The organism is Kutzneria sp. 744 (assembly GCF_000568255.1).
Taxonomy (GTDB): domain Bacteria; phylum Actinomycetota; class Actinomycetes; order Mycobacteriales; family Pseudonocardiaceae; genus Kutzneria.
On sequence record NZ_KK037166.1, the window covers coordinates 5,509,116 to 5,531,183 of the forward strand.

Annotated in this window: 21 protein-coding genes, 1 tRNA gene and 1 pseudogene; 8 read left to right on the forward strand and 15 right to left on the reverse strand. The window is 69.4% G+C overall.

The annotated features are described in order from the left end of the window. Positions 1-46: 46 nt before the first annotated feature. Positions 47-502, forward strand: coding sequence for a DUF4442 domain-containing protein (locus tag KUTG_RS24695; RefSeq protein ID WP_043719964.1), 456 nt, complete (start codon positions 47-49; stop codon positions 500-502). 69 nt (positions 503-571) lie between these two features. Next, positions 572-1,255 (forward strand): VC0807 family protein, encoded by a 684-nt coding sequence (locus tag KUTG_RS24700; protein ID WP_043719967.1) that lies wholly within the window; start codon positions 572-574, stop codon positions 1,253-1,255. Positions 1,256-1,312: 57 nt separating this feature from the next. Here KUTG_RS24700 and KUTG_RS24705 read toward each other — a convergent pair whose 3' ends face one another. The 9 genes from KUTG_RS24705 to KUTG_RS24745 all read right to left on the reverse strand — a co-directional run bounded on the left by KUTG_RS24705 (position 1,313) and on the right by KUTG_RS24745 (position 9,379). Then, positions 1,313-2,122: a C1 family peptidase gene (locus KUTG_RS24705; RefSeq protein ID WP_043719969.1), complete on the reverse strand. Its 810-nt coding sequence runs from the start codon at positions 2,120-2,122 to the stop codon at positions 1,313-1,315. 778 nt (positions 2,123-2,900) lie between these two features. Beyond that, entirely contained in the window at positions 2,901-3,680 is a 780-nt protein-coding gene (locus KUTG_RS24710; RefSeq protein ID WP_043719972.1) for an SAM-dependent methyltransferase, read from the reverse strand. A gap of 54 nt (positions 3,681-3,734) precedes the next feature. Then, entirely contained in the window at positions 3,735-4,730 is a 996-nt protein-coding gene (locus tag KUTG_RS24715) for an MAB_1171c family putative transporter (protein ID WP_369794505.1), read from the reverse strand. Beyond that, on the reverse strand, positions 4,681-5,505 hold the full coding sequence (locus KUTG_RS24720) for a transposase family protein (RefSeq protein ID WP_043719977.1): 825 nt from the start codon (positions 5,503-5,505) through the stop codon (positions 4,681-4,683). The genes KUTG_RS24715 and KUTG_RS24720 overlap by 50 nt, the downstream gene beginning before the upstream one ends. Positions 5,506-5,629: 124 nt before the next feature. Next, the gene (locus KUTG_RS24725) at positions 5,630-5,902 is read right to left on the reverse strand and encodes a hypothetical protein (protein ID WP_043719978.1); all 273 of its coding nucleotides are present in this window, start codon (positions 5,900-5,902) and stop codon (positions 5,630-5,632) included. A gap of 24 nt (positions 5,903-5,926) precedes the next feature. After that, positions 5,927-6,448, reverse strand: coding sequence for a hypothetical protein (locus tag KUTG_RS24730; RefSeq protein ID WP_043719981.1), 522 nt, complete (start codon positions 6,446-6,448; stop codon positions 5,927-5,929). Between the two features lie 41 nt (positions 6,449-6,489). Beyond that, a complete protein-coding gene (locus KUTG_RS53855; RefSeq protein ID WP_157494744.1) occupies positions 6,490-7,218 on the reverse strand; it encodes a helix-turn-helix domain-containing protein in 729 nt (242 codons plus the stop codon). 291 nt (positions 7,219-7,509) lie between these two features. Further along, positions 7,510-8,976 (reverse strand): FAD-dependent oxidoreductase, encoded by a 1,467-nt coding sequence (locus KUTG_RS24740; protein WP_198047303.1) that lies wholly within the window; start codon positions 8,974-8,976, stop codon positions 7,510-7,512. 326 nt (positions 8,977-9,302) lie between these two features. After that, positions 9,303-9,379, reverse strand: a tRNA-Thr gene (locus tag KUTG_RS24745). A 194-nt stretch (positions 9,380-9,573) separates the two neighbouring features. On the opposite strand from KUTG_RS24745, the gene KUTG_RS24750 reads away from it, so the two are divergent. Beyond that, the gene (locus KUTG_RS24750; RefSeq protein ID WP_232240926.1) at positions 9,574-11,169 is read left to right on the forward strand and encodes a hypothetical protein; all 1,596 of its coding nucleotides are present in this window, start codon (positions 9,574-9,576) and stop codon (positions 11,167-11,169) included. Position 11,170: 1 nt separating this feature from the next. On the opposite strand, the gene KUTG_RS24755 is transcribed toward KUTG_RS24750, so the two are convergent. Continuing rightward, positions 11,171-12,376 carry a glycoside hydrolase family 88 protein gene (locus KUTG_RS24755; RefSeq protein WP_043719983.1) on the reverse strand — a complete coding sequence of 402 codons (1,206 nt, stop codon included), beginning with the start codon at positions 12,374-12,376 and terminating at the stop codon, positions 11,171-11,173. Beyond that, positions 12,376-14,010 (reverse strand): L-lactate permease, encoded by a 1,635-nt coding sequence (locus KUTG_RS24760; protein WP_043719984.1) that lies wholly within the window; start codon positions 14,008-14,010, stop codon positions 12,376-12,378. Before KUTG_RS24760 ends, KUTG_RS24755 begins: the two co-directional genes overlap by 1 nt. Before the next feature lie 190 nt (positions 14,011-14,200). On the opposite strand from KUTG_RS24760, the gene kduI reads away from it, so the two are divergent. Genes kduI through KUTG_RS24775 form a run of 3 tightly spaced genes read left to right on the forward strand, consistent with a single transcriptional unit; the run spans position 14,201 to position 16,493 of the window. After that, a complete protein-coding gene (gene kduI, locus KUTG_RS24765) occupies positions 14,201-15,028 on the forward strand; it encodes a 5-dehydro-4-deoxy-D-glucuronate isomerase (RefSeq protein WP_043719987.1) in 828 nt (275 codons plus the stop codon). Then, entirely contained in the window at positions 15,028-15,774 is a 747-nt protein-coding gene (gene kduD, locus KUTG_RS24770) for a 2-dehydro-3-deoxy-D-gluconate 5-dehydrogenase KduD (protein WP_043719988.1), read from the forward strand. The genes kduI and kduD overlap by 1 nt, the downstream gene beginning before the upstream one ends. Then, positions 15,771-16,493: an IclR family transcriptional regulator gene (locus KUTG_RS24775; RefSeq protein ID WP_063753746.1), complete on the forward strand. Its 723-nt coding sequence runs from the start codon at positions 15,771-15,773 to the stop codon at positions 16,491-16,493. Before kduD ends, KUTG_RS24775 begins: the two co-directional genes overlap by 4 nt. Positions 16,494-16,556: 63 nt before the next feature. Here KUTG_RS24775 and KUTG_RS24780 read toward each other — a convergent pair whose 3' ends face one another. Then, entirely contained in the window at positions 16,557-18,176 is a 1,620-nt protein-coding gene (locus KUTG_RS24780) for an IS1634 family transposase (RefSeq protein WP_232240927.1), read from the reverse strand. A gap of 85 nt (positions 18,177-18,261) precedes the next feature. Next, a pseudogene (locus KUTG_RS65325) lies at positions 18,262-18,456 on the reverse strand (methyltransferase); the annotation flags it as partial. Between the two features lie 204 nt (positions 18,457-18,660). Between KUTG_RS65325 and KUTG_RS24785 the strand changes: the two are divergent. After that, positions 18,661-19,752, forward strand: coding sequence for a DNA glycosylase AlkZ-like family protein (locus KUTG_RS24785; RefSeq protein ID WP_043719993.1), 1,092 nt, complete (start codon positions 18,661-18,663; stop codon positions 19,750-19,752). Positions 19,753-19,810: 58 nt separating this feature from the next. Here the strand turns inward: KUTG_RS24785 and KUTG_RS24790 are convergent, their stop codons facing one another. Next, the gene (locus KUTG_RS24790; RefSeq protein ID WP_043719995.1) at positions 19,811-20,218 is read right to left on the reverse strand and encodes a MarR family winged helix-turn-helix transcriptional regulator; all 408 of its coding nucleotides are present in this window, start codon (positions 20,216-20,218) and stop codon (positions 19,811-19,813) included. Positions 20,219-20,271: 53 nt separating this feature from the next. Here KUTG_RS24790 and KUTG_RS24795 point away from each other — a divergent pair, with 53 nt between their 5' ends. Further along, positions 20,272-21,051 carry an SAM-dependent methyltransferase gene (locus tag KUTG_RS24795; RefSeq protein WP_043719997.1) on the forward strand — a complete coding sequence of 260 codons (780 nt, stop codon included), beginning with the start codon at positions 20,272-20,274 and terminating at the stop codon, positions 21,049-21,051. On the opposite strand, the gene KUTG_RS24800 is transcribed toward KUTG_RS24795, so the two are convergent. Then, the coding region (locus tag KUTG_RS24800; RefSeq protein WP_043720000.1) for a DNA polymerase III subunit delta' at positions 21,035-22,068 on the reverse strand (1,034 nt) is incomplete at its 5' end. The two genes, KUTG_RS24795 and KUTG_RS24800, sit on opposite strands and share 17 nt — an antisense overlap.

The following is a 22,068-nucleotide window of genomic DNA, read 5'->3' on the forward strand; positions in this document are numbered from 1 at the left end:
TCGGTCATGGGGAGTCGGTTAAGTTACCGTCGAGTAGCATCGGCCCATGAGCACTGACTACGCACTCATCGGCGAGGGCATGAAGCAGGCCGTGCCGTGGGTCGGGAGCAACGGGGTCGAGTTCGAGCACATCGGACCGGACAAGGTCGTCGCGACCATCGCCGACGACGCCCGGCAACACAATCACGTCGGCGGCTTGCACGCGGCCATGATTTTCGGCATCGGCGAGACTGCCTCCGGCGCGCTGCTGATGACCGCCTTCGCCGACCAGCTGGGCCGGGCCACCCCGCTCGTGGCCAAGGCCGAGATCGGCTACCGCAAGGTCGCGCTCGGGCCGCTGCGCGCCGAGGCCGTGCTCGGGCGGGACGCCGCCGAGGTCGTCGCCGAGCTCGACGCCGGCCAGCGCCCGGAGTTCCCGGTGCACGTGACCATCACCAACGCCGAGGGCGTGACCACCACCGAGCTCACCGTGCTGTGGACCCTGCGCCCGAACCGGCCGTGACAACTGTCATGGCAGACCTCGATTGTTCGGCACCCATGCGGAAAGGCCGTCGTTCGTAGCGTTCTAGCCATGACGACGACGCAGCAGATCGCAGCCACCCAGACCGTCAAGCCGGCCAAGGCGCAGACGCCGCTGAGCGGGCTGCTGTCCCTTGTCCTGGACATCGGCCTGCCGCTCGGCACCTACTACCTGCTCAAGAACGCCTTCGGCGTCGACGTCATCACGGCGCTGATCGTCAGCGGCCTGCTGCCCGCCGCCCGCACCATCTGGACCACGGTGCGGGCCGGCAAGCCCGACCAGTTCGCGCTGGCGGTGCTCATGCTGACCATCGTCAGCATCCCGATCACGCTGCTGACCGGGTCACCCACCTTCATGCTGGCCAAGGAGGGCCTCGGCACCGCGGCGCTGGGCATCTACGTCGGCGTGATGGCGCTGCGCAACCAGCCGGTGATGACCAAGGCCTTCAAGCCTTTCATCGCCAACAGCGCCAAGAAGGCGGCGGCCTGGGACGAGTTCATGGTGACCTCGCCGGCGTTCCGCACCCTGCTGGTGCGGGCCAACCTGGTGTGGGCCATCGGTTTTGTCGTCGAGGTGACGCTGCGGCTGGTGATCGTGTTCACGCTGCCGTTCGACACCGCGGTGTGGGCCACCAACTTCCCGCTGTTCGCCGCCATCGTCGGCTGCTCGGTCGTGCAGCGCCGCTGGCTGGTCCCGGTGGCCAGGATGGTCAACGTCGCCGCCGGCGAGAAGTGAGTGCCAGCAAGGAAAACGGCCCGACCCGGGGAGGTCGGGCCGTTGTCGTGCGCGGGCTCAGGTCACGACGCGGATGGTCCAGAAGTCCGAGGACAGGCTGCGCTCGGTCAGGTACGCGTACGGCATCGTGAAGTGGCCGTTCTGGCCCCAGCTGGTGCCCCACGAGTTGCGGACCAGGAAGCGCTGGCTGTTGTCGTCGTAGCCAACCGCGAGCACCGCGTGGCCACCCAGCAGCTCTTCCGACGGGCCTGGCATCGGCACCACGCCCGTGCTCGCGACCTGCTGGCTCTCGAAGCTCTCGTAGACGCTGAAGCCGAAGACGAACGGGTAGCCCGCGGCCAGGCAGCCGCGCAGCTGGTCCAGCGTCGTCGTCACGCGCTGGTAGGTCGTCACCCGGTTCTTCGACGCGTCCGCGTAACAGGCGTCGCTCGGCCGGGTCGCCTCCCGCGAGCCGGCCGGGAAATGGCCGTTCGCGTCGGCCGCGATGGCCTCGTACGGCCATTCCGTCTCCGGACAGACCCCCTGCTTGGCGACGCTTTTCACGCCGTCACGGATCTGGGCGCCCGAGTCCGTGCCGACGTTTCCCTCCATTGCCCGCTCGTTGTAGTAGATGAACAGGCGTGACGGCATGAAGTCGGCCAGCGCCTGCTTGCGCAGCGAGAACTCGAAGGCGCCGGCGATGGCGTTGGCCGTGCAGCTGCCGATCTGGCCCTGGTCGTAGCAGTCGGGCAGGCCGGCCTTCAGGTCGACGCTGGCCGGCAGATTGGCCACGGCGGCGCGGGGCGCGGCGTACATGTGGTCCCTGGCGTCGGGAAGGTCAGGAACCCATCCGTAGCGGGCCACGCTCCTCGGTGTCGGACTGTTCATGGCGATGTCCCCTCCTAGGGCCCGCCGTAATCGGGCGGGTACCGCTGACAGGAGCATCGGTAGGGGGCACTGATACGAAACTCGCCCATTAGAGTGTCAGGGGGGTGAAATCACCCGAATACACCAAGGGGCGCCCAGCGGAATGCGATCTCCGGTGGACGCCCCTTTTTTCACATCGTCAATCCCACCGCCGTCACGCCGACGGCAGCCAGCCCGCGAAAACCCGACGGACCAGCGTGGGCAGCAGGCCCGAGCTGGCGCGGCGGTGCGCGCCGCCGCGCCGCGGCCCGAGGTCGCCGGCTGCTGAGGGCAGCTCGGCGGCCGGTTCGCCGACCGGGCGCGCTCCGGGAACGCGTGCACGATGATCTGCACACGGTCGTGTGACCCGTCACGCTGCGGTGGCGGTTCTACACTCAAAGTCGGTCCTCTCTCGGGCAACGACAGGGGAAGGGCTGCGCCGCGGCTCCTGCTGCCACAGGGCCGCGGCTTTTTCGGTGCCGGAATCATGCTCCCGTCACCGCCTGCTGACACGATCACCCGATGCCGCAGCGGCCGATCATCGACGACCGGTCGCCCACGGGCGACGAACGGCACGCCGATTTCGCCCTCCACGATCGTCGAAACGCTTCGGTTCACACTATCGAGTGACTCAAGGACGACGCGCAGATGCACGTGCGCGGCAAATTCCACAAATACCGAACGTCACGACACTATCGAGTGACCCTCAAATGAGGTGGACGGTTACCCTCACGCCCGCCTTCTGCAATCGATTGCCGCTCTAGGATTTACGCCCCATGGCCCCGTACATCACCGATGCCGCCGCATCCTTCGGCTCTTCGTCCGGGCGCCAGGCCGACAGCCACACCACCCCCGGCGGCTGAACCTCCCAGCCGTCCAGAAAGCCGGCCACCTGCTCCCTGCTTCGCAGCGTGATCGTCGAAGTCGCCTTCTTCGCGTACAGGTCCTGCACCTCGTCCGTCGGCGCCGCGTCGCCCGCCCCGTGCGACACCACCAGGAAGCTGCCCGGCGCCACCGCGTCCCTCAGGTGCGCCACCGCCTCCCGTGGCCGCTCCTCGTCCTTCACGAACGGCAGCACCGCCAGCAACAGAATCGCCACCGGCTGCCCGAAATCCAGCAGATCCGTCGTCTCCGCCATCCGCAGCAGCAAATCCGGCTCCCGCAGATCCCCCTGCACCGCCTCCGTGTTCGGGTCCTCGGTCAGCAGCACCTGCGCGTGGGCCACCGCCACCGGGTCGTAGTCCACGTACACCACCTTCGATCCCGGCGGCGCCACCTCGTGCGTGTTGCCCACCGTCGGAATCCCCGCCCCGATGTCCAGGAACTGCCGGATCCCCGCCTCGCCCAGCTCCCGGACCGCCCGCCGCAGAAACGCCCGATTGGCCCGCACGACCATCGCCGCGTCCCCCGCCGTGGCGATCATCCGGCGCGCCATCTCCCGGTCCACCTCGAAGTTGTGCGACCCACCCAGCAGGAAGTCGTACACCCGCGCCACATTGGCCCGCCCCGGGTCCGCCCCGGCCGCCCACCGCTCCGACATCCGGCCATCCTCATCACGCTCTTGGCGTTAGCAGCGCGCGCCGGCCGGAATGTGTTACTCGACGTAGGCCTTGGCTACTCGCATCCACCAGGTGTACTCGGCCTGAAGGCTGCTCCCGTCCTGCGGTTCGTCGACGGCGTCGGTGGTCGGCCGGGGCGCGGCGGCGCCGCGCAGGCGGGTTTCCGCGGCGGCGCGGAGTTGGGCGGCCTCGGCCACCGCGGCGGTTTCGTCGGCGGGCAGGCCGGCATCATTGCCGCGCCGGAGGGCGGCCTGTCGGACGGCGGGGTCGAGGTAGGGCTCCAGGCCGAGGCGGAACTCGGACAGCTCGGTCAGCTGCCGGCGGACCCGGTGGTGGGGATCGAGGGCCTTGCCGGCGGCCACCGTGACCGCGTCGTCGTTGACGGCGCGAAGGGTGCGGTGCAGCGGGCGCAGGGTGAAGAAGATGCGCCAGGCCCGGACCCAACGGCGGACCACCGGTCGGCGCGGGCCCCAGACCGGCAGCACGACGCCGAACAGCGCGGGGAAGATGCCGAGCGCGCCCACCGCCGGTGCGGCGGTGCTCAACGGGTCGAGCTGCCGGAGGCCGAACCAGTCGAGCACCAGCACGACCAACAGGATCAGGTAGCAGGCGACGGGGAAGCAGACGGCCACCGCGTAGCAGCGCAGGCCGCGGCGCAGCCAGGGCAGGTCGGCCCGGTCGGCCGTTTTCGCCCCCTGCCAGCACTGGTGCACGAGCACGCTGTTGCCGACCAGCGTGGGCACGATGAACACGAGAAGGAAAACGGCGATCGTCGGCTGCGTGGCGTAGTAGGTGATGAAATCCACCTGGCGTTCGATGTGCACATCGGAAATCGCGAACAGCGCCGCCATCACCACAATCGCCGCCGCGTAGCCGGCGAAGACCCAGCGCACCCGACGCCAGGCCACCGCCGGGTCGAAGCGCCAGAAGAAGACCAGAGACAGTGAGCCTTTCCGCGTAACTGTTCGTTGCTGTGGGTGATCATGTTGTGCGACCGTGCTCGACGTGAAGGATGACCAGTGCCGCCGCAACGATCGCGCCGATCCGCCAGGGGCAGAGGCTGATGTTGCGTAGCGCCTTGAAGCTGGTCTTGAGCAGCGAGTTTCCTCGTTCGCCGACCGCTCGTTTGCCGTTGTGGGCCTTGTTGTGGGTCTTCTGGTCCCCGGTGAGTTCGCCGTCCCGGGGTTTCTTGATCGCGACCGTGATGGTGTCGGCTTCGCCTTCGTAGCCCAGGTCGCCCAGGACCGGGCGCTCCGCGCCGGTCCAGGTGGCCAGGGCGGGCAGGATCTCGGGATGGGCGCGCAGCGCGGTGGTGTCGTGCTCTCGGCCCGGTCGCACGTCGGAGGTCCACAGTGGCCAGCCGTCGGGGGCGGTGATGACCTGGACGTTCCCGCCGTGGTTGGCGTGTTTTCCCGACCACCACAGGTCCACGCCGGGGGTGGGTCCGGGGGTGCGGCAGCGGTCGGTCTCGATCAGCGTGCCGTCGATGCTGATGTGGCCGTGGCCGGCCATCTTCGCGGCCAGCAGGGCCGATTCGAGCGCTGGCGCTTGAGCCGCCAGGACCGTGAACCCCTCGTCGAGGTAGTCATAGGCGGTGGACCCGCTGATGTGGTTGTCGGTGGCCAGTTGTCGGACGCGGGTGGCGTCCAGGAACCAGCGCAGGACGAGAACTGCCTGGTTGAAGGGGCTTAGCGCCCGGGTGCCGGTGCGAGTGCCCCGGCAGAGGCGTTCGGCGTGCAGCAGGCCGGACAGGTACAACACGGTCTGGTCGCGTACGGGCAGGGTGGCGGTGTATGTCACACTCATCGGGCGCAGAACCTCTATGAAGTTGATCTCGGAAGGACCACCTTCATACCGGGGTTCTGCGTTTTGTGTTGTACCGCAACGGGTTCGGCGTGTCGCCGCACATCCTACGCACTGTCACCAACGGTTACGCGGAAAGCCTCAGTGCCGATGCCGAGTAGGCCACCTGGAGCGCGTACACCACGGGCGCGGCGATATTCGTGACGCCGGTGATATCGCGCAGCACGGTGATATTGGCCGGCGCGGCCAGCAACATGCCGGTGGCGCTCGTGAGAATGACGGCGCACAGCGACCAGAGCAGCGGACTTCCCCACCGCCGCCGCAGATCGGGAATCTTGTAGACCAGGACCAGCACGCCGAGCACGCCGCAGCCCAGATAAACCAGGTTGAAAATTGTCACGCCCGTCCCCCAGACGAAGCAGAACTAATGTTCCAGAGTCTCCCGCAGCCGGCGCAGATTCTCCAGGCCCGGCGCCGTCGACTCGCTGACCACGCGGTCCTCGGTCAGCACCGCGAACAGCTCGTCGGCCACCGTCTCGGCCTCGTCCTCCTCGGCCGCGGTGAAGGTGGTGCGGCCGGCGACGAATCTCGCCATCTTCGGCAGCAGCGTCGGCACGAGCAGCTGCAGGCCGGCGCCGCGGTCGAGTGTGATGTGCTCATGGCCGAGCAGGTCGTGCGCGAACTCGTGCAACAGCACCTGGAGCCGGAAGTACCAGCGCGGCGAGGCCGCGCAGATCACCAGATAGCTGCCGTCGGCCAGCAGCGCCGTCGCCCCCGTGATGTGCGAGTGCGGGAGGCGGGTGAAGCGGATCGCCACCCGCCGCTGGGCCCGGTTCGTCCACACCGCACCGAGTTGACGGGCCAGCTCCTGATACGTGGTGTCCGCCGTGACCTGAAATTCGGCCGCGACGGAGGCGACAAGCCGCTGTCGCGCGTACCTGTCCATCGGACACCTCTTTCCTGGCGGCGTCCGCCATATCGCGATTTTCACTCCGGGGCGTCGCTTTCGGCCGGCGAGCCCGGGCGAAACACCCACTCGCCCGGCCCCAGCCCCGGATCCAACGCGCGAGTGAGGCTCTCCAGCGCCAGTTGTCTCGTCTCCGGACTCAGATCGGGCCGCTCGTTGATTCGCGTCACCAGCGAGATGACGCCAAGCTCGGCCAACACCCTCAGCTGGGCATATTCGGCGTCGACGCGGGCTGCGTGCTCGTCGTCGAGGAAATACTCCGGCCGCACCCCGAAATGCCAGGCCAGCCCCAGCAGGTGCTTGAGTTTCGGGTTGACCGCGGTCTGGTCGCGCAGCTCGCGGACGTGCATTCGCGAGATCGTGCCGCAGACGCCGTGCTCGTTGATGGCATTGGCCACCTCGCCCGGCGTGTACGGGCCGCGGTCGGCCGGATAGGCGGTGTCGAACAGCGTGGCCAGCGCGGTTCGCCGCCAGCCCGGCCGCTCGTCCGGCCGGCGTTCCCTTCGGCCGCCGACCAAGGCCGCCGGGTGCACGCCGAGCGCCCCGGCCAGCTGGACCATCACCTCGACCGTGGGATTGTCCTGCCGGCCGGTGCGCAGGCTGGCGATGTAGGCCTGGTTGATGTCGCCGCCGAGTTCGCGAACCCGTTCCGCCAGCGCGACATTCGTCCACGCGGGCCGGCCGTCCACCGGGTTCTTGCACAGGTCCGTGAGCACGTCGGCGAATGGCGGACGGTCCTGCTCAGCCATGATCACACCTCCCGCGCGGGCGATCGTCCATCCGGGTGGAGTCGACGGTCGCGGATCGGCGCGTTCCCCAGTCGAGCGCGCCTCACCATCTCATGGGTGGCCATCTATTTCTACTGCACTGTCACCCGAACAGAGCAAGCGGAAACCACAGTTGAAACGATCGTGACCGTACCCCTATGCTCGCGTCCGTGAGTTCGCCTGCACCAGCCGGTCATGCCGGCACGATGGCAAATTCAGGCGAAATCACGAGCTGGGGGCCGAGGTGACCAGGGGGCAGCTCGGCCCCTGGCGTCACGAGTCGATCGACAGCGCCGACCGTTCTCGGTCCGTGAACGGCGGTTCCGCCGCAGGCAAGCCGCTGGGCCCGCGCAGCGTCGCCAGCACGATCTTGGGCGCGAGCAGCCGGCTGGTCATCGGCGCCGACAGCGTCATCGCGTCGATCAACGCCGCCGCCACCTCGGGACGGCTGATCGCCGTCCTGGTGAGCCGGTCGACGTAGCGCCGGGTCCACAGCGTCAGCCGGGTCGGCGGCACCCCCGTCACGTTGGGGTACAGGCAATCCTCACCCGAAGCCATCGTCCAGGCCGGCTCAACTTCTCGGGCGACCGCTCGCTGGATTCGGTGCGCCGTCCTCGGTCCCAGGCCGTTCTTGGCCACCTCGTCCCGTATCGCGCACGCCGACAGCGCCGCCACCGACATCCCGTGCCCGTACACCGGGTTGTACGTCGCCACCGCGTCCCCGAGGACCACCAGCCCCGCCGGCCACTGCCGTGACTTCTCGAAATAGCGCCGCCGATTGACCAGCCCGTGCGCCGTGACCACGTCCGTGAGCGGCTCCGCCTTGTCGATCAGCTCACCCACGATCGGATGCCGCACCGCCTCCCGAGCGAACCTCACGAACCCTTCCGCGTCGGCCGGCGGTTCCCCACCCCTGGTCCCCGACAGCGTCACCAGCCACCGCCCGCCCTCCAGCGGCACGATCGTCGCCGTCTGCCCCGGCTTCTTCTCTCGCACATCCGCCTGCACGTTGATCACCGGGCAGTCCCCCGCCACCCCCTCCGGCGCCCGGTAGATGCGGGTCGCATAGGACAGCCCCGAGTCGACGACCTCTTCCTTCGCCGCCGGAATCCCCAGCTCCCCCAACCAGTGTTGAATGCGCGACCCCCTCCCCGTCGCATCCACCACCAGATCCGCCCCCAGCTCCCGGCTCTCCCCCGTCGTCCGATCGCGGACCTTCACCCCCGTGACTTTTCCCTTCCCCCCAACCAATCCGTCCACATCACTGTTCTCCAGCACGGCGACCTTCGGACTGGCCAGCACCCGCCGCCTCACCACCCAGTCCATCAGGTTCCGACTGCACGACACCAGGTACTGCTGGCCTTCGAACCTCGTCAGCCACCCTTGCGCGCTCATCGACACCAGATGACCCGGCAGCTCGTGCCGATGCGCCCCCGCCTCTTTCAGCTCTGCCCCCACCCCCGGCACCAGGCTCTCGATCGCCTTCGCCCCACCCGACATCAGCAGGTGCGCGTGCCTAGCCTGCGGCACCCCCCGCCGATCCTCCGCCCCCTCCGGCAGCCGATCCCTCTCCACCACCGTGACCTCGTCCACCACCCCCTCCAGCGCCGCCACCGCCAGCGTCCCCGCCAGCCCCCCACCCAGCACCACTGCCCGTCGCCCCACAACACCCATCCCCAGAACCCCCACTTTCTTTCCCCCGCACCCCACCCACCCTCCCACGCCCAGGAAAACCAGCAAGAACATGAAGGAGCGAACAAAACAGGGAAAGGCAGAAGAGCACCCGCGGCACGCGAGGAGGGATGGCGTAGGGACTGAGATGGGCTGAAGAGAGACAGGCAGAGCCCGGAAAGCCGCAACGGCGCAGCCGAGCCCGAAGGCGAGGCGCGAAGCGCGAGCCTGAAACCGCGACGCCGAAGGCGAGCAAAGGGCGACGGCGAAGCCGAGCCCGAAGGGGGGTCCAGGGGGGCGAAGCCCGCCCTGGCTTGGGGTGTGGGGCGAGAGCCCCACAAGCGAAGCGAAAGACAAACGGCGAGCGCTCTACGCGAGCACTCGCCGTCCATGTCTGGAGCCGCCTGTCGGAATCGAACCGACGACCTGCTCATTACGAGTGAGCTGCTCTGGCCGACTGAGCTAAGGCGGCGTGGTGCGTGTCCACTATAGCGGGCCGGGGGTGGGGCTCGCGCCGGGGTTGGGGGCGGGGAGGGTGACGGGGGTCTCATCCGGGCGGGTTCGCTCGTTTGCGCTAACGGCGGGGGCGTCACCTGCGGTTACGTAGGTCGTTAGGCCTTAGGTGACGCCGGTCTCAGGCGCCGGTTGCTGAGGAGGACGTAGCTGATGCGAGGTCGACCGCCGCTCGCTCTGGCTCTGCCGGCCGCTGTGGCCATGTTGGCGTTGGGTGCGGGCCCGGCGTTCGGGGTGCCGACGACGACGCCGGTGCCGGGGCCGGCGAGTCCGGGGCAGCCGCCGGCGTCGGCGGCGAACGGGCCGCAGCCGCTGGGGCATGCGGTGGGGGATGCGGGCGGGGGCCTGGCGGTGGTGCGGCTGCTGCCGAACTCGGTGCCGACGTCGACGATCTTGCAGAACCTGCAGGACGAGCTGCCGAAGCAGCCGGCGGCGGAGGCGGGGTTCGGCCTGTCGAGCGCGCAGGCGAACTCGGAGGCGTATCTGTCGTACGAGCGGGCGATCGCGCAGGCGTCGCCGTTGGGGTTCGCGGTGGGCGGGAACGCGCCGCAGACGCCGGGGGCGTTGTCGCAGACGGCGCTGCCGGACAATCCGCAGGCGTCGACGGGTGGCCTGACCCCGCCGGCGACGCCGCTGGACGCGCTGCTGAAGGTGGGCCTGCTCAACGGCAGCGTGCATGCGCGCTGGAGTGAGACGGCGGGCCCGTGTGTGGACACGATCGCGGACGCGCAGACGTCGCTGGCTGATCTGTCGCTGCTCAACGCGATCCCGAACCTGCCGAACGTCACGGATCTGACGGGCCTGATCACTCCGAGCGCGAAGCTGGATCAGGGCACGGCGTCGCAGGTGGTGGACTCGCTGAAGACGATGACGGCCCCGCTGAGCCAGCTGGGTGGCCTGTTGTCGGGCAAGCAGACCTCGGACGGCAAGGGTTCGCTGGTGAGCCTGCCGAACACGTTGAGCTCCCGCTCCGTGGTGAAGCTGGTGGACATCCCGGGCTCGCCGAACAAGGCGGTGCAGTCGACGTCGACGATGCAGGTCGCGAGCGTGAAGGTGCTGGCGGGCACGCCGATGGAGCTGGACATCAACGTGGTGAGCCAGCCGACGCTGCAGGTGACCTCGACGGGTGACCCGAAGACGTCGACGGTGAGCTACACGGCCCCGGTGTTGCAGGTGGTGCAGGGCGGCAAGACGCTGGGCACGCTGGATGCCGCGAATCCGAAGCTGGATGTGCCGATCGGGGTGCCGCTGCCGGGCGCGGACCAGCTGGGCAAGCTGCCGATCATCGGGGGCCTGCTGCCGAGCGGCGGCGCTATCCCCGCTGACCTGAAGAAGATCGACATCGGCGTGCTGCGGTTGCAGATCGCGGAGTTGGACCAGAAGACGCAGGAGATCAAGGGCCAGCCGTTCGACGGCTTTCAGCTGGGCGCGACGGCCCGGCTGCTGGATCTGCAGGTGTTGCCGACGGACGCGCTGGGCCTGCCCAACCTGCCGTCGGCGCTGGCCCAGGTGACGCTGGGCGAGCAGGTGGCGCGGGCGGTGGCGCCGACGGGCGGCGTGGTGTGCGGTTCGACGACGCCGGGCGCGCCGACGGCGAACCCGGGTCCGCAGGGCTCCCCGCCGCTGGCCTACACGAACGCCGCCTACGCCACGATCCCGTTGTTCTGGACGGGCACAGCGTTGTTGCTGACCGGGGTTGTTGTTGTCGCGGCGCTGCCGTATCGCCGGCAGCGCCGCAACAACAGCTGACTCAGATGTCGAGCGCGAGCTTGGCCCGGTCGGGCCGCAGCACGCGCAGGATCGCCTCCATCATGTAGTAGTCGGCGTAGGGCAGGCCGATCTCGATGCCGTCCTCGGACGGCCGGTTGCGGGTGCCGCGCGCCAGGATGGCGTCGGCCCGTGCCGACTTGGTGGTCAGGCAGGACCGGCCGAGCGCGTCGAGGAACCGCAGCGCAGCGGCCTCGTAGCGCGGGTTGCCGGTCAGCTTGGCCAGGTCGAGCAGGCCGGCTGCGTTGACGGTGGCCGCCGATGAGTCCTTGATGTCGTTCGGGGCCAACGGCGAGCGGTAGTCCCACACCGGCACGTAGTCGTCGGTGATGTGCTGGAGGGTCCAGTCCGCCAGCCGACGCGAGGTGTCGAGGAACGTCTTGTTCCCGGTGCGCAGGTACATTCGCGCGAAGCCGTACACGCCCCAAGACTGCCCGCGGGACCAGCAGGACGTGGCGCTGTAGCCCTGCACGGTGTTCTGCCCGATGGCCGCGCCGGTGTCGGGGTTGAAGTCGAACACGTGGCACGTGGTGTTGTCGGGCCGCACCATGTACTTCTGCGCGGTGGTGGCGTGCGCGACGGCGATGTCCTGGTACTTGCTGTCGCCGGTCATCTTGGTGGCCCAGCACAGCAGGTCCAGGTTCATCATCGTGTCGATGATCATCCGGCCGGCGTTGTCGGGCGTGCCCAGCGCGCCCCAGGCCCGGATGAACTGGCCCTTCTCGTTGAAGCGCTTGATCAGCTCGCCGGCCGCGACCAGCGCGCCGTCACGCCACGAGGTGTCGCCGGTCAGCCGGTAGGCGGTGACCCAGGACGGCGTGAACAGGAAGCCCAGGTCGTGGTCGGTGTTCTTGGTCTGCCTGGGCGCCAGCTTCAGCGCCCAGGACTCGGCCAGCTGCCGGAAGAAGTCGTCGTTGGTGTAGAGGTAGGCCATCCACAGCTGACCCGGCCAGAAGCCGCCGACCCAGCTGCCGTCGGCCGCGGTCGTGTACTTCTCGAACTTGGTGCCGGTCGGGAACGCCGTCACCGTGGGCGCGACCGCCCGCAGCTTCGCGACGGCGTAGTCCATCGTGGCCCGCAGGCTGCCGCCGTACGAGGCCTCGGCGGCGGAAGCGGTGGGATTGGCGACCAAGGCTCCTCCAGCGGCGACTGCGGCGCCGGCGATCAGGTTCCGACGTGACAGGGTCATCAGGGCACCATCCATCCGAGCACAGGGGTGGATTGCAGATAGACGAGCACGCACAGGACCAGCAGCAGGCCGACGCTCCAGCCGAACACGCGGCGGAACAGCTCGCCCTCCTTGCCCACGAGGCCGACCGCGGCGGTGCCGATGGCCAGGTTCTGCGGCGAAATCATCTTGGCCATCACGCCGCCGGAACTGTTGGCGGCGCCGAACAGGATCGGCGAGGCGCCCAACTGGTGCGCGGCGGCGAACTGGGAGCCGCCGAGCAGGGTGTTGGAGCCGACGTCGGTGCCGGTGATGGTCACGCCGAACCAGCCGACCACGGGCGACAGGAACGCGAAGAACGCGCCGGTGCCGGCCAGCCAGGAGCCGAGCGTGCCGATCTGCCCGGACAGGTTCATCACGTAGGACAGCGCGAACACGGCCAGAATGGCCAGAATGGCCCAGCCGAACTGCCGCACGGTCCGCCCGTAGATCTTCACGGCGGTGCCGACGCCGACCTTCAGCACGATCAGCGACAGCAGACCGGAGACGAGCAGCAGGGTTCCGGTGGCGCCGAAGAAGTTCAGCGTGTAGCTGGTGTCCACCTTCTTGCCGGCGGCGTTCTGAATGGACAGTCCGGGCCAGCTGAACTTCCACACGATGGCGTTGAGCGCCTTCTTGATCGGCGCTATCTGGGCCAGCGAGAAGACCACCACGATGATCGCGTACGGGGTGAAGGCCTTGATCACGTCGGCCCGGCTGTCCCGCACGTCGTCGCCACCGGTCGCCGTCGCCACACCACCACCGTTGCCACCGCCGCCTCCCCGGCCGGTGGACACGGTCGCGGTGACCGGCTGCCAGACCCGGACCAGCAGCAACAGGGCGCCGGCCGAGACGACCGCGGCCAGGATGTCGCACAGCTGGTACGAGAGATAGCTGGACACCAGGAACTGGGTGAGGCCGAAGCTCACACCCGCGACCAGCGCCGCCGGCCAGCACTCACGGACGCCCTTGCGGCCGTCGGCGATGTACAGCAGCACGAACGGCACGATCGCGGCCAGGAAGCACACCTGCCGCCCGGCCATCGCGCCGAACTGGTCGACCGGCAGGCCGCTGATCGGCCCGAGGGCCGTGATCGGGTTGCCGAGGCCGCCGAAGGCGACGGGCGCGGTGTCGGCGACCAGGGTCAGCGCGGCCGCCTTGAGCGGGTTCACGCCGAGCGCGATCAGCATCACCGAGCAGATGGCCACCGGGCTGCCGCCGCCGGCGAGCGCTTCGAGCAGCGCGCCGAACGAGAAGGCGATCACGATGGCCTGCACGCGCGAGTCGTCGCTGACCGAGCTGAAGGCCCGGCGGAGCACCTCGAAGTGCCCGCTGTGCACGGTCAGGTTGTAGACCCAGATCGCGTTGAAGGTGATCCACAGGACCAGCAGCACGCTGTTGGCCATGCCGAACAGCCCCGCGTCGAGCGTCTGGCCGATCGGCATTCCGAAGCCGGCGACGGCGATCACGATGGAGATCACCAGCGCCGCGATGCCGGCCCAGTGGGCCTTCCAGCGCAGCCCGCCGAGCAGTACGAGCACCGCGACCAGGGGTATCAGCGCCAGCAACGCGGACAGCGTGAGCGAGCCGGCCGGGTCGAGGGTCTGTCTGAACACTTCTCACCGCCTTTTTCCCAGGTTGAAGCCCGAATGGAGACCGGACCCCGTAACCGGCGGCGGTGGCCACGGGGACACTTGTTCCGTGGAGCGGAACGTAGTTCCATAAGTGGCGACATCGTGTCATCTGCTTGCAACATCCGCCAGGGGTCAACCGCCGCTGCCCCCGCTAGCCCAGCAGGAGCACCACATGGAGGTCAGGCACCACACCAACCCTTCCCAGCTGCGCGGTTTCGACACCGCCCAGCTGCGGGAGAACTACCTGGTGGAGGACCTGTTCCGGACCGGAGAGGTGCGCACGGTCCTCACCCACGCGGACCGGGTCGTGCTCGGCGGCGCGGCGCCGGTGCCCGGTCAGCCGCTGACGCTGCCCAACCCGGACCAGCTGCGCTCGACGTCGTTCCTGGAGCGCCGCGAGATGGCGGTGGTCGTGGTCAGCGGCTCCGGCAGCGTCGTCGTGGACGGCGACAAGCACGAGCTCGGCCACCGGGACTGCCTCTACATCGGCCGCGGCGCAGTGGACGTGCAGTTCCACGCCGGCGACTCGGAGACGCACTTCTACCTGTTCTCGGCGACCTCGCACGCCAGCTACCCGACGGCGGTGGCTCGGTTCGAGGAGGTCGATGTCGCCCAGCTCGGCGAGCAGTCCACGGCCAACGTGCGCGAGCTGCGCAAGTACGTCCACGCCGACGGCATCAAGTCCAGCCAGATCGTGGTCGGCGTGACCAAGCTGGCCGACGGCAGCGTATGGAACACCATGCCGCCGCACACCCACGACCGCCGCACGGAGTGCTACCTGTACTTCGACCTGCCGGAGAACGACCGCATCGTGCACCTGTGCGGCGAGCCGCAGGAGACGCGCAACATCATCGTGGCCAACGAGCAGGCCGTGGTGTCACCGAGCTGGTCCATCCACAGTGGAGCCGGCACGCACTCGTACGCCTTCGTGTGGGCGATGGCCGGCGAGAACCAGGCCTTCACCGACATGGACCAGGTCGCCGTGACGGAGCTGCGCTGATGTTCTTGCTCAAGGGCAGGACCGCCCTGGTCACCGGGGCCCGGACCGGCATCGGCAAGGCCATCGCGGTCGGCCTGGCCCAGGCCGGGGCCGACCTGGTGGTGCTCGGGCACAGCCCCGACTTCGCCGACGTGACGGCCGAGGCCGAGGCGGCCGGCGCGAGCGTGGAGACGCTGGTCGTCGACCTGTCCGACCCGGCCGCGGTCGAGCCGGCGCTGGCCGAGGTGCTGGCCCGCCGCGAGGTGGACGTGCTGGTCAACAACGCCGGCATCATCCACCGGCAGCCGGCGACGGACGTGGCGCTGGAGGACTGGCGGCGCGTGCAGGCGGTGAACCTGGACTCGGTGTTCGCGCTGAGCCAGGCCGTCGGCCGGCAGATGACCGCCCGCGGCTCCGGCAAGATCATCACCATCGCCTCGCTGCTGAGCTTCCAGGGCGGCATCAACGTCAGCGGCTACACCACCAGCAAGCACGCGGTGGCCGGCCTGACCAAGGCGCTGGCCAACGAGTGGGCGCCACACGGCGTGCAGGTCAACGCCATCGCGCCCGGCTACATCGCCACCAACAACACCGAGGCGCTGCGGGCCGACCCGGACCGTGAGCCGGCGATCCGCGGCCGCATCCCGGCCGGCCGCTGGGGCAAGCCCGAGGACCTGGTGGGCGCGGCCGTGTTCCTGGCCTCCTCGGCGTCGGACTACGTCAACGGTCACGTGCTGGTCGTCGACGGCGGGTGGATGTCGCGTTGACCGAGGGCGCGGTCGAGAAGGCGCTCGCCGTGCTGGCGGCGCTCGCGCAGCACACCAGGATCAGCGAGCTGACCCGGGTGACCGGCTTCCCCAAGTCGACCGTGCACCGGGTGCTGCGCACGCTGGTGGACACCGGCTTCGCGGTGGCCACCGCCGACGGCGACTACCGCATCGGCCCGAAGGTGTTGGTGCTGGCCGGAAACGTGCTGCAGCCGGTGGATTCCGTCGAGCGGGCGCGCCCGGTGCTGGAGCGGTTGCAGGCCAGCACCGGGTGCGCCGTGCACTTCGCGATGCTGCTCGGCGACGAGCTGGTGTACGTCGACAAGGTCGAGGGCGGCAAGCCGTACCGGATGGCGTCGCGCATCGGTGGCCGATTGTTGTTGCACTGCACGGCGATCGGCAAGGCAGTGCTGTCCACAAGGGACATGAACGGGCTGGAGCTCGCGCCACGGACCCCCGGCACGATCACCGACCCGCTGCGATTGCGGGCCCAGCTGGACCGGGTCCGCAGCTGCGGATTCGCCTTGGACGAGCAGGAGAACGAGCCGGGGGTGCGCTGTGTCGGCGCGGCCGTGCGCAACCACAACGGGACCGTGGTCGGCGGGCTGAGCGTGTCGACGCTGGCGCTGGAGCACACGCTGCCGGAGCTGATCGCGCTCGGGCCGCGTGTGGTGGCCGCGGCCAGCGAGGTGTCGCGGGCGCTCGGCCACACCCACTAGCCGGGTATTCCGCACGTGAGGATTGATCAACTCGGGATGATCGTCGAGTGGGATGTTATTTGATCATCTCGGCTGGGTGGGGTCGACACCGAGTAGGTCCAGGAGCCTGGCTTGTAGCGGGGGTGGTTGCGGAATCCCTGGTGGTTGCCCGTTGACAGCGGGAATCAGGCGAAGCCGGGCGAGCGCTTCGAAAATCAGCCGCCCGGTGGGCTTGGCGGGTCTGCCCGCGTAGAGGCCGTCGAGCGTGATGTGCGGGGCGATCGCCTGCCGGACTTGACGTTCGATCAGACAGAAGATCAGCAGTGCCAGGCAGATCACGGTGATCAGGGCAGCGATGCGCCGGTTGTTCTTCACGAACAGCGGTGCCACTGCCAGGGGGCCTTTGACGGCGCCGTAGCGGCGTTCCACAACCTCCTGGCCTTTGTAGCGGATCAGGATCTCGGCCGGGTCGACGTCGGCGGGCAGGTTGGTCAGCAGCGCGTACCAGCCGTCGGTGGCGGTCTCGGCATCCAGCGCCGCGTGGTCGAACCACCAGCGCAGGATGGGTTTGCCGGTGGCAGGATCGGTGCCGGTCTCGGTGCGCAGGTAGGCAGTGACCCGGCGGGCGGCCGCGATCGCGGCGATCCGGGCGGTCACCGCCTTCTCGTCGGGGTAATGCCGGGAGCCCAGGCCCCGGACCAGCCGGTCCAGATCGTCGCGAGCACGGTCGAGTTTGCGGGCCCGCGCGGTGGCCGCGGCGCGGGCTCGGGCGGTGGAGTGCACGAACACCCGCCGCAGCGTGAGCACCGGGTCACGCTTGCGTTTGCCCGCCAGCGTCATCGTGTCCTCGGTGACTCGCCAGCGGCCACGGTCGGCGGCTGGTTTGCCCGCGTCCCGTTCGGCGACGTAGTCCACCTCGGCGGCCGAGTCGAGGTCCAGCGCGGCCAGCGTCGCGGCCGGCGTGTAGGCCTTCGACGCGGGCGCGACGAACCCGACACCGGAGGCGATCATCGCCGAGACATTGGCGTAGGACACCAGCTTGGAGTCCCCGACCAGCAGGAACTCTCGGGGTCTGGCCATAGTCTGCAGCGCGCTCATCGCGCCCACCACCTGGGCGACTTCGCCCGCGCCACCGTCGTAGGCCCGGTGGAACACCGGCACACCACCATCGCCGGTGACCGCCAGCCCGGCCTGGATCTGCTTCAGGTCGGGGCGGCGGTCTTTGGGGTGCCCGAACTTCGGCGCCGGGTGGTCGGTGTCGGCCTGGTCGTAGGCGCCGTACAGCGAGATCGAGGTCATGTCCCAATGAAGCCGGGATGTGTCCAGCCCGAACATCGAGATCGCTTGTGCGCCAACGGACCCGACGATGTGATCGAGTTCGGGGGCGATCGCGTCCAACGCCCGGCCGATCCGGTCGTCGTTGAGCAGCGTGGGCTCGATGCCGAAGACCTCCTCGACCGCGTGCTCGCGGGCCCAGTCGGTCACCCGGACCAGTGGTGCTGGTGAGGTCAGTCGGTTCGCGACCAGCGCTTCGATCACCTGTCCGTGGGTCAGGAGTGCGAGATCACGCACCGGGCAGGCGCGGTCGATGATCCCGGCCAGGTCCAGACGGCGACAGTAATCGGCGATCACCGGCAGCGCGCCCAGTGTTTTCTCCACACTCGCCGCGACATAGCGAGCCCGTCGTCGTGCACGTTGATCCACGACTGAACACCCTGGCAGAGCCCTTGACCGAGCGGACACCGGCCCGCGTGATCAACTCACCTGTGTCCATGTGCGGAAGACGGGACTAGCCCAGAGTTGCCTCGATGGCGCAGCGCAGCGCCCGCGCCGGCTCCACCCGGTCCAGGGCGAAGCCGCTGCCGGCATTCGGAACGCTGTCGAAGAAGTCGCCGCCGTACACGCTGACCCGATCCCGCAGGCCGGCCTCGGCGATGGTCCTGTGCGCGCCGCCGACGATCTCGGGCCGATCGAAGACGATGCCGGCCCGGTCGGGCTCGTGTGCGAGCTGCCGAACTCGGCGAAACCACTGAGCAGTTCCTGCATGACCACAGCGCGTGGCAAATCCATGGGAATCGCTCCTTGTCCGGTGGCCGCGATACTAGGAACGGTTTTTCGGCCGGCACGGCTCGTGACCGAACGGAGGACGGCCTTTCCCGTTCGTCCACCGCTCGCCTAGCCTCGACGGATGGCAGTCCACGAGCTGTCCCGGACCGACGCCCGGCGGATCGCCGTGCGGGCCCAGCTGCTGGGCAGGGCCCGGCCCACCGAGCTGCACGAGGTCGTGCGCGGGCTGACGCTGTTGCAGAACGACCCGACCAACGCCGTCGCGCCCAGCGCCGACCTGGTGGCGTGGAGTCGACTGGGTTCCGCCTACGACAGGGCGGAGCTGGCCGAGGCGCTGGCCAAGCGGTCCCTGGTCGACCTGCGGCTGATGATCCGCCCGGCCGAGGACATCGCCTTGTACCGCGCGGAGATGGCCGCCTGGCCGGGCGGCGAGGACGCCCCGGCCTGGCGGCGGCATCAGCACAAGTGGTTGCGGACCAACGAGATCTGCCGGCAGAACATCCTCACCCAGCTCGACATCGAGGGTCCCCTGCCGGCGCGGGCGTTCGAGGACACCTGCGTGGAGCCGTGGAAGTCCAGCGGCTGGACCAACAATCGCAATGTCACGCAGATGCTGGAGTTCATGGTGCTGGCCGGCGACGTCGCCGTGTCGGGCACCGACAAGGGCCGGGTGTGGGACCTCGCCGAACGCATCTACCCCGATCTGCCGGCCGTGCCGCTGGCCGAGGCCCTGCGGATCCGCGCCGAGAAGCGGTTGCGGTCGCTGGGCATCGCCCGGGCCAAGGGGCCGGAGTGCCCGGTCGAGCCGATCGACGTCGGCGAGGTCGGCGAGCCCGCGGTCGTCGAGGGCGTCCGTGGCCAGTGGCGGGTCGATCCGGAGCAGCTGGGGCAGCGCTTCGCCGGGCGGACGGCGCTGCTGTCGCCGCTGGACCGGCTGGTGTACGACCGCAAGCGGATGACCGAGCTCTTCCAGTTCGACTACCAGCTGGAGATGTACAAGCCGGCCGCCAAGCGGCGGTGGGGCTACTGGGCGCTGCCGATCCTGTACGGGGACGAGCTCATCGGCAAGGTCGACGCCGCCGCCGACCGGAAGGCCGGCGTGCTGCGGATCAACGCCGTGCACGAGGACGAGCCGTTCACCAAGGCCATGACGGCGGCGGTGCAGAAGGAGATCAAGGACCTGGCGAAGTGGTTGGAGTTGGAGCTGAGCTGATCCACCATCTGCCCGAAACCGTATTTCGGTGTGCCGGAGAGCGTGACTCGCGGGGGTTCTAAGTCAGTAGTTCTTCCAGCTCTGCCAACAACTTCAGCACCTGTTTCGCCTTCTCTTCCCCCACCAGCTCGGCGATGGTCTCGTCGGCCGGGCGGCCGGCCCGGCGCATGATCGCGCGCCGGGCGATGTCGGCGACCGTGAGCCGGGTGCGGCGGCGGTCGGCGGGATCGGGCTCGGAGACCAGGAGGCCTTGTTCCCGCAGCCGTGACACGGAGGCGGAGACGTGGCTCTGGGCGAAGCCGGTGCGGGCCTGGATCTCGGTGACGACGCTGCCGGGGTGCTTGAACACGTCCTCGATCACGGCGACCTCGCCGGGCGTGAGCGCGGTGTCGCCGGAGTCGGTGGTGACCTGCCGGGCCAGGTCGATGAGTCGCTTGCCCAGCCGATGCAGCCGCACGCCATCCATGCCCGCAGATTACATCGTTGGCGATTCATCGGTACCGATGTAATCTGCACGGCATGGACGAGGTGAGCAAGACGGCGTTGGGCGTGGCCCGCGTCCGGGCCGGCGAGAGCGAGCGCCCGGACCGGCTGTTCGACGACCCGTGGGCCGCGAAGTTCTGTGCGGCCGCGCCGGACCTGGTGCCGGTCGGCACGCGGACGCCGATCGCGCTGGCGTTCGCACTGCAAGCGATCATCCGCACCCGCTTCTACGACGACTACCTGCTCGACGCCGGCTGTCCGCAGGTGGTGCTGCTCGGCGCCGGCCTGGACAGCCGCGCCTACCGGCTGGACTGGCCGTCCGGCACCAGCCTCTTCGAGGTGGACCTGCCGGGAGTGCTGGCGTTCAAGGAAAAGGTGCTCGCCGACGCCGAACCCCTTTGCCAGCGCACGGTTGTGCCGGCCGACCTGGCCCAGGAATGGGAAAACCCGTTGCTGGCGGCGGGTTTCGCCCCCGAGCGGCCGACGGCCTGGCTGGCCGAGGGCCTGCTCGCCTACCTCACGCCGGAGGAGGCGGACCGACTGCTGTCCACCGTGACCGGACTGTCCGCGCCCGACAGCCGCTTCTCTTCCGAACGCGGCGACCGGGCCGTGCAGGCGGAAGCGGCGAAGACCTCGACCATGAACCAGTACGCCCAGTACTGGAAGGGCGGCCTCGGCCGGCCGGTGCCGGAGTGGCTCGACGAGCACGGCTGGCGGGCGACCGGTCACGACCTGGGCGACGTCGCCACGGGCTACGGCCGGCCGCCGGGCCGGCCGACCACCAGCGGGTTCGCGACCGCTATCCGCCGTACATAGAGGTGATCATCGCTTCGACCGCGAAGCGGGGTTTCACGTTCTGCTGCAAGGCATCCCGGCACGCCAGCACGGCCTCCAGCCGCCGCAGCGTGGACTCGGACGTCCACATCGAGGCGGCGTTGGAGACGTCGTTGGCGCGGTCGGGATGCATCAGCGGCACGTCCGCGTTCGACCTCGTCACCAGCACGTCCCGGTAGAAGCCCATCAGGTCGACCAGGGCCAGGTCCAGCGAGTCGCGCTGGGTCCGGGTGGCTCGCGACTTCTGCCGCTTCTCCAGATCCTTCAACGCACCCGCGGCGCCACGGGTGGCCGAGGCGGTGCCCTTGCCGGTCCCGCCGGCTCCCATGGCGGTCTTCAACGCCTCGGTCTCGGCGACGTTGCGGTCCTCGTTGGCCGAGACGGCGTCGGCCTCGGCCGCCTTCACGAGCGCGTCGGCACTGCTGAAGATGTCGCCGAAACGCCGCAGCCCCAACGGAATCGCCAGCACCGACTCGCGCCGCTGCCGAGCCTCCGGGTCCGTGGCCAGCCGGCGGGCCCGGCCGATGTGGCCGCCGCAGACCGACGCCGCCCACTGCGCGGTCGCCGGCTCGATGCCGTCACGGTGCTCCAACACCTCGGCGATGGCCGCCGTGGCCGGGGTGCGCAGGCCGATGGCCCGGCAGCGCGACCGGATCGTCACGGAGATGTCGTCCGGGTGGTCGGAGGGCGCGCAGAGCAGGAACACGGTCCGGTCCGGGGGCTCCTCCACCGCCTTGAGCAGCGCGTTGGCCGCGCCCTCGGTCAACCGGTCGGCGTCCTCGATGATCACGACCTGCCAGCGGCCGGTGGTCGGCCGCTTGGCCGAGACCTGGACCAGGGCCCGCATCTCGGCCACCGAGATGGACAGCCCCTCCGGCACGACCAGTCGCACGTCGGCGTGCGTGCCGTGCAAGGTCGTGCGGCAGGCCTGGCACTGGCCGCAGCCCCGCGGGCCGCCGGGGGCCTCGCACTGGAGCGCGGCGGCGAAGGCCCGCGCCG